Origin of the sequence: Thalassospira australica, from assembly GCF_044790785.1 — a bacterium.
In the GTDB taxonomy this organism is placed as follows: domain Bacteria; phylum Pseudomonadota; class Alphaproteobacteria; order Rhodospirillales; family Thalassospiraceae; genus Thalassospira; species Thalassospira australica_A.
Window position 1 is genome coordinate 3,909,334 of sequence record NZ_CP085258.1, and the last position, 7,199, is coordinate 3,916,532.

The window sequence follows — 7,199 nt, forward strand, 5'->3', positions numbered from 1 at the left end:
ATGACAGACCCGTTAAAGCTGGCCTCAGAGTTTCCAGCCGCAGATTATGCAAGCTGGCGTCAACTGGCGGAATCCGGCCTGAAAGGCGCATCCTTTGACAAGAAACTGGTCACAAGGATGCTTGACGGGTTCGCCATGCAGCCACTTTACACCAATGACGATCAGGACGACGCAACCCGCCTGATCCATCAGGTGCTGTGTGCCGCCGTCGATGCCAAGGACGCCGCCAGCGGCTGGGACATCCGCCAGCTTCATGCCCATCCCGATCCCAAATCGGTCAATGCCGCGATTCTTGATGATCTTGAAAACGGTGCAACGTCGGTCCTGTTGCGTCTGGATGCCGCCGCACGCACGGGTGCGGATATCACATCAGGCGACGCTGGCATTGACGGCATTGCCATTCATTGCCTTGCCGATCTCGATGCCACACTTGACGATGTCTATACCAACCTTGCGACCGTCGCACTTGATGCCGGTGCCGCCGCAATCCCGGCCGCGGCCCTTTTGGCCGCGCGCCTTGAAAAGGATGCGGAAAACAGCGCCGACGCAGATGACGATTTTGCAAGCGACGCCGCACCGGCCTTTAACATCGATCCAATTGGCACATTGGCCGCAACAGGATGCCTTCCGGTTTCAGCCGATGATGCGATCAAACAGGCCGCCGATATTGCCGCCGATCTGATCGACCGTTTCCCGCATGCCACCGCCATCACGTTAAATGGCGCGCCGTTTTACAATGCCGGTGCAACCGACGGGCAGGAACTTGCCTGCCTGCTGGCCGGTGGTGTGACCTATCTTCGCGCGCTGACCGATACCGGCATGGTGATTGACCAGGCCGCGGGCGCGATTGCGTTTAATGTCGCGGTCGGCACCGATTTCTTTGCCGGGATTGCCAAACTGCGCGCGCTTCGCCTGATGTGGAGCCGCGTTCTTTCGGCATCGGGTGTGGATGACGCCACCATCACGATCAACGCGGTATCGGCCGAAATGGCGCTGTCGAAGGTTGATCCGTGGGTCAATATGCTGCGCACCACCGTCACCAGCTTTGCCGCCGGTCTGGGCGGTGCCGATAGCGTTATCTGCCTGCCCTATGATCATCTGATCGGCCTGCCCGATGGCTTTGCGCGCCGCATTGCGCGCAACACCCAACTGATCCTGCAGGAAGAAAGCAATGTTCACCGTGTAATCGATCCGGCAGGCGGTTCATGGTTCATCGAAAACCTGACCCGCGAACTGGCATCCAATGCCTGGGGCCGGTTCCAGTCACTTGAAGCCAAGGGCGGCATTATCAAGGCCCTTGCCGACGGGTCCCTGCAAAAAGAGATTTCGGACGTCTGGCAGAACCGCGCAAACCGCGTTGCCACCCGTCGCGATCCGCTGACCGGGGTGTCGGAATTCCCCAACATCGCCGAGGCCAAAGTCACCTGCGATGCGCCGGACCTGGCGACGATCCGCAAGGAAGCCAAAGCCCGCCAGACCGGGTTTAAGGATGCAATCGGCAACAACCTTGATGATCTGATCACGGCCGCCAAATCGGGTGCCACCATCGCACAGATGTTTACGGCCCTTTATGGCACGGCGGCGGGCACACATATCGATCCGCTGCCAACGCATCGTCTTTCGGAAAGCTTCGAAACCCTGCGTGATCGTGCCGATGCCCACAAGGCGTCAACCGGCAAATTTCCGCAAATCTTTCTGGCCAATCTGGGCCCGGTTGCCAAACACACCGCGCGCGCCATGTTTGCCCGAAACTTTTTCGAAGCGGGCGGGATCGAGGCCATCACCAATAACGGCTTTGCCGATGCCAGCGAAGCCGCAAGGGCATTTGGCGAAAGTGGTGCCAGGATCGCGGTGATTTGCGGATCGGACCCGCAATATGCCGACATGGCCGCCGATGTTGCCAAAGCCCTCAAACAGGCCGGGGCGCCCCGCATTTACCTTGCCGGGCATCCCGGCGATGCGAAGGCGGATTACGAGGCGGCCGGTATCGATGATTTCATATTTATCGGGGCGGATGTTCTTGCGATCTGCGAAACAGCCCTTTCACATCTGGGGGTAAAATAACCATGACCCGGATTCCGGACTTTTCCGATCTGCCGCTGTTTGATGGTGCAACTTCCGGTCCGACCAGCCCGGTCAACACAGCGCCCTGGACCACGCCTGAAGGCATCGATGTCAAAGCGGTGTTTGGCGCGGATGATCTGGCAGGGCTTGATCATATCAACACCATGCCGGGCATGCCGCCCTTCCTGCGTGGCCCCTATCCGACCATGTATGTCCAGCAACCCTGGACGATCCGGCAATATGCCGGTTTTTCGACCGCCGAAGAATCCAACGCGTTTTATCGCCGAAACCTCGCCGCCGGGCAAAAGGGCCTGTCGATTGCCTTCGACCTTGCCACCCATCGCGGTTATGACAGCGATCATCCGCGTGTCACCGGCGATGTCGGCATGGCCGGTGTGGCGATTGACAGCATCTATGACATGCGGACCCTTTTTGATGGCATTCCGCTCGATCAGATGTCGGTCTCCATGACCATGAATGGTGCGGTTCTGCCGGTGATGGCGCTTTATATCGCGGCTGCCGAAGAACAGGGTGTTAAGCATGAACAGCTTTCGGGCACCATTCAGAACGACATTCTGAAGGAATTCATGGTCCGCAATACCTATATCTATCCGCCGAAACCCTCGATGCGGATCATTTCGGATATCTTTGCCTTTACCTCGCAAAACATGCCGAAATTCAATTCGATCTCGATTTCCGGCTATCACATGCAGGAAGCCGGGGCGACCGCGGACCTTGAACTGGCCTATACCCTTGCCGATGGCATCGAATATGCCCGTGCCGGTCAGGCCGCCGGTCTTCCGATTGATAAATTCGCGCCGCGTCTGTCGTTCTTCTGGGCGATTGGCATGAATTTCTTTATGGAAATCGCCAAAATGCGCGCCGCCCGCATGATCTGGGCCAAGCTGATCAAACATTTCGATCCGCAGAACCCCAAATCGCTGTCATTGCGCACACACAGCCAGACATCGGGCTGGTCACTGACCGCCCAGGACGTGTTTAACAACGTCATCCGAACCTGTGTTGAGGCGATGGCATCAACACAGGGCCACACGCAGTCGCTTCATACCAATGCCCTTGACGAGGCATTGGCCCTGCCGACCGATTTTTCGGCCCGCATTGCCCGTAATACGCAGCTTTTCCTGCAACAGGAAAGCGGCACGACCAAGGTCATCGATCCGTGGGGCGGGTCCTATTATGTTGAACGGCTGACCCGTGATCTGGCGGAAAAGGCATGGGCCCATATCCTTGAGGTCGAAGAACAGGGCGGCATGGCCAAGGCGATTGAGGCCGGCATCCCGAAAATGCGCATCGAAGAAGCGGCTGCGCGCACGCAGGCCCGTATCGATAGCGGCCGTCAGACACTGGTCGGTGTGAACAAATACCGTGCTACCGATGATCGCCCGGTGGATGTTTTGCAGGTTGACAATGCCGAGGTCCGCCGTCAGCAGATCGCCAAGCTGGAACGTCTGCGCGCCGAACGCAACAATGCGGATGTTGAAAGCGCCCTTACCGCCCTGACCAATGCCGCCGATCAGGGCAGCGGCAACCTGCTTGAACTTGCCGTGCAGGCTGCCCGGTCGAAATGCACGGTCGGCGAGATTTCCGACGCGCTTGAAAAGGTCTATGGCCGTCATCAGGCCGTGATCCGGTCGATTTCGGGGGTCTATAAAACCGAAGTCGGTGCCGATAACGAAGCACTGGCCAAGGTTGACCGGCTGGTAAACGAGTTTGAACAATCCGAAGGCCGCCGCCCGCGCATCCTGATTGCCAAAATGGGGCAGGACGGGCATGACCGCGGCCAGAAAGTCATCGCAACCGCCTTTGCCGATCTTGGCTTTGACGTCGATATCGGCCCGCTGTTCCAGACACCCGAAGAAGCCGCGCGACAGGCGGTTGAAAACGATGTGCATATCGTCGGTGCCAGCTCGCTTGCAGCCGGTCACCTGACACTTGTGCCGCAGCTTCGTTCTGAACTGGACAAGCTTGGCCGCGAAGACATCATGATCGTTGCCGGCGGTGTTATCCCGCCACAGGATTTTGACAAACTTTACGAAGCCGGGGCCGAGGCGATCTTCCCGCCCGGAACCGTGATTGCCGAAGCGGCCTGTGACCTGTTAGAAAAGCTGAAGGAATCAACGTCCGAGGAAGCAGCCTGATTGTGAAGGCGAGATCGTGACAGAAACCGCACCAAAAAGTGCACCGGAAACACTGCGCACCATATCGGGCAGCCCCAAGGGCCAGCCCCGCAAAACGGTGCGCAGGCGGGTTCTTTCAACCGATCAGATTGTCGATGGCATTCTGGCCGGTGATCGCACCATTCTCTCACGCGCGATCACGCTGGTCGAAAGCCGCAATCCCGGACATTTTGATCAGGCGCAGGACGTTCTTTCGCGCCTGATGCCCCATACCGGCGGATCGCAGCGCATCGGAATTACCGGCGTGCCCGGTGTCGGCAAATCCACCTTTATCGAGGCCTTTGGCAAAAACCTGACCCAAGCGGGGAAAAAGGTCGCGGTGCTGGCGGTTGATCCGACAAGTGCGCGATCTGGCGGGTCGATCCTGGGCGACAAGACGCGGATGAACGAACTTTCAATCGATCCGAACGCCTATATCCGCCCATCGCCTAGCAGCGGCTATTTGGGCGGCGTCAATCGCATGACCCGCGAAACCATTTTGCTGTGCGAGGCAGCCGGTTTTGACGTGGTTCTGGTCGAAACCGTCGGGGCCGGTCAAAGCGAAACCATGGTCGCCCAGATGACCGATTTCTTCCTGGTTCTGATGCTGCCCGGTGCCGGGGACGAATTGCAGGGCATCAAGAAAGGCGTTCTTGAAATCGCCGATCTGATCGCGGTCAACAAGGCCGATGCCGACCCGGCCAAGGCGCGCGAAGCCAAACGCGAATATTCATCCGCCCTTCGCATCCTGCAACCCAGTAGCCACCATTGGCGCCCGCAATCGATCATGGTTTCGGCCCTGATCAATGACGGCCTTGATCAGGTCTGGGCCCTGATCAACCAGCACCGCACCATCATGGAAAACGAAGGCGAATTTGCCGCCAAACGGGCCCGTCAGCAACGCGACTGGATGTGGACCATGCTGCGCGACCGGTTGCTTGAAACCTTTACCGCCCGCGAAGATGTTGCCGGACGGCTGAAAACACTTGAAGCCGACGTACTGGCCGGAACCACCAACCCGACCGCCGCGGTCGAGGAAATGCTGGGCCTGATCAAATCCCCCAAAAAATAAAGGCCGCACAAAAGTGCGACCTTTGATCGGCTGTTTTTATACAGCGGAGCTTATTTCTTCTCGCCCGCAGCTTCGAGCTTTTCTTTCAGGACTCGCAGCTTCTCGACCGCTTCGTTGATCTCGGTTTCGATATGCGCCAGATCTTCGCGCTTTTCACGCGGCATGGCTTCGATCTCGTTCAAAGCTTTTTCGATGATATAAAGCAATTCTGTCCTCCGTTACTGGCCGCCGATTATATGGCGGCTGTGACCTCGTTGCCGTGATCAGGCAGATCGTCGACCCGACACATCTGTCGCCGTCATAGCCCGGTTTGATGTCGGGGCCCATGATCCCGATCAACGGCTTATTGGTCGCGCACACTTTTCTGATGCGCACCAATGAGCCGCCCGGATCGTATGCCAGACCCGCATCATTTTACCCATAACAGGGACAAGGAAACAGGGATACGGGACGCTATCTTTTGAAAAAAGCCCGGAAACCTAGCCGTTGGTGGCGGGTTGTTCGAGCTTGTCCTTGAGGATTTTCAGATTCAGTGCCGTTGATTTCATCACGGTTTCAAGGTGTGACAATTTCTCGCGTGCGTCGCGCGATACGGCTTCGACTTCGTCCAATGCGCTTTCGATAATATACAGCATTTCCACACTCTCCTGCCCGGACCATCAAAGTCCGGGTCGTTTTATTGTGATTGACCTTACGAAGGTGGGCGGGAAATTCGCTGAAACCTTGTCGGAAATAAGCCAGATTGGCCTTAATTCACCGATCCTGTTGCCTATGGATCAAACCTGATCTGTGATTTTTGACCGGCATGATGTTGCTGTTTGTGTTAAAAGCCGCGCACTCAATTTCATTTAACGGGATAATCGGCACATGACGCATCTGGTGCTTGCACCAATGGAAGGACTGGTCGACTGGCGCGTTCGGCAATTGCTGAGTGCGACGGGCGGGTTTGACCTGTGCGTGACCGAGTTTATCCGTGTGTCGCAAAACCTGTTTCCGGCCCATGTGTTTTACCGTTACTGCCCCGAATTGCTTCAGGGCGGCAAAACGGCATCGGGCACGCCGGTTCTGGTGCAGTTGATGGGGCATGATCCCGAACTGATGGGGGAAAATGCCGCCTTTGCCGCATCCCTTGGCGCGCCGGGGATCGATATCAATTTCGGCTGCCCGTCCAAAACGGTGAATAAGCGCGAAGCCGGGGCGTCGCTTTTGAAATGCCCGGACAATCTTTTCAACATCGTTTCCGCCGTTCGTCGGGCGGTTCCCGATCATATCCCGGTCAGTGCGAAAATCCGTCTGGGTTATGCCGACAAGGAAATGTTTCTGGACAATTCGCGCGCGGTCGAGGCCGCCGGTGCGCAGCACCTGACGGTGCATGCGCGCACCAAGCTGGAAGGATACAAACCGCCCGCACATTGGGAATATCTGGCGCGCATCCGCGACGCCATTTCAATCCCGATGACCGCCAATGGTGAAATCTGGACGGTCGAGGATTACGCGAAATGCCGGGATATTTCAGGATGCACGTCCTTTATGCTCGGTCGCGGGGCCATCGCCGCCCCCGATATCGCCAATCGCATCAAGGCGTTTGAGACCGGTCAGAATCTTGAAAAGCAAAGCTGGTCGGATGTCCTGACGATGCTTTTGACCTATATCGATCTGATGAGTGCCGATGACACCACCGAAAACCATCAGGCCGGGCGCATCAAGCAATGGGTGGCGATGATCCGCAAGGGGCATGAACAGGCCGCTAGTTGCTTTGACGAGATCAAGCGTATTCGCGACATTCAAGAGCTTCGCGCCAAACTGACCATAGACCGCGACAATCCGGAAAATCAGCGGCCAAATGTTCCGATTGCCGCCGAATAGCCGGTAAAGAAAGACAATCA

6 protein-coding genes are annotated in these 7,199 nt (G+C 57.3%); 4 read left to right on the plus strand and 2 right to left on the minus strand.

The annotated features are described in order from the left end of the window. Genes LG297_RS18285 through meaB form a run of 3 tightly spaced genes read left to right on the plus strand, consistent with a single transcriptional unit; the run spans position 1 to position 5,313 of the window. Positions 1 to 2,064, plus strand: a complete 2,064-nt coding sequence (locus tag LG297_RS18285) for a methylmalonyl-CoA mutase family protein (RefSeq protein WP_404422802.1) — start codon at positions 1 to 3, stop codon at positions 2,062 to 2,064. A gap of 2 nt (positions 2,065 to 2,066) precedes the next feature. Then, positions 2,067 to 4,223, plus strand: a complete 2,157-nt coding sequence (scpA, locus tag LG297_RS18290; RefSeq protein ID WP_404422804.1) for a methylmalonyl-CoA mutase — start codon at positions 2,067 to 2,069, stop codon at positions 4,221 to 4,223. A 16-nt stretch (positions 4,224 to 4,239) separates the two neighbouring features. Beyond that, positions 4,240 to 5,313, plus strand: coding sequence for a methylmalonyl Co-A mutase-associated GTPase MeaB (gene meaB / locus LG297_RS18295; RefSeq protein ID WP_404422806.1), 1,074 nt, complete (start codon positions 4,240 to 4,242; stop codon positions 5,311 to 5,313). Between the two features lie 50 nt (positions 5,314 to 5,363). Here the strand turns inward: meaB and LG297_RS18300 are convergent, their stop codons facing one another. After that, positions 5,364 to 5,519: a hypothetical protein gene (locus LG297_RS18300; RefSeq protein WP_404422808.1), complete on the minus strand. Its 156-nt coding sequence runs from the start codon at positions 5,517 to 5,519 to the stop codon at positions 5,364 to 5,366. A gap of 273 nt (positions 5,520 to 5,792) precedes the next feature. Further along, positions 5,793 to 5,948 (minus strand): hypothetical protein, encoded by a 156-nt coding sequence (locus LG297_RS18305; RefSeq protein ID WP_404422810.1) that lies wholly within the window; start codon positions 5,946 to 5,948, stop codon positions 5,793 to 5,795. A 232-nt stretch (positions 5,949 to 6,180) separates the two neighbouring features. On the opposite strand from LG297_RS18305, the gene LG297_RS18310 reads away from it, so the two are divergent. Continuing rightward, positions 6,181 to 7,179 carry a tRNA dihydrouridine synthase gene (locus LG297_RS18310; RefSeq protein ID WP_404422812.1) on the plus strand — a complete coding sequence of 333 codons (999 nt, stop codon included), beginning with the start codon at positions 6,181 to 6,183 and terminating at the stop codon, positions 7,177 to 7,179. Positions 7,180 to 7,199: the final 20 nt, after the last annotated feature.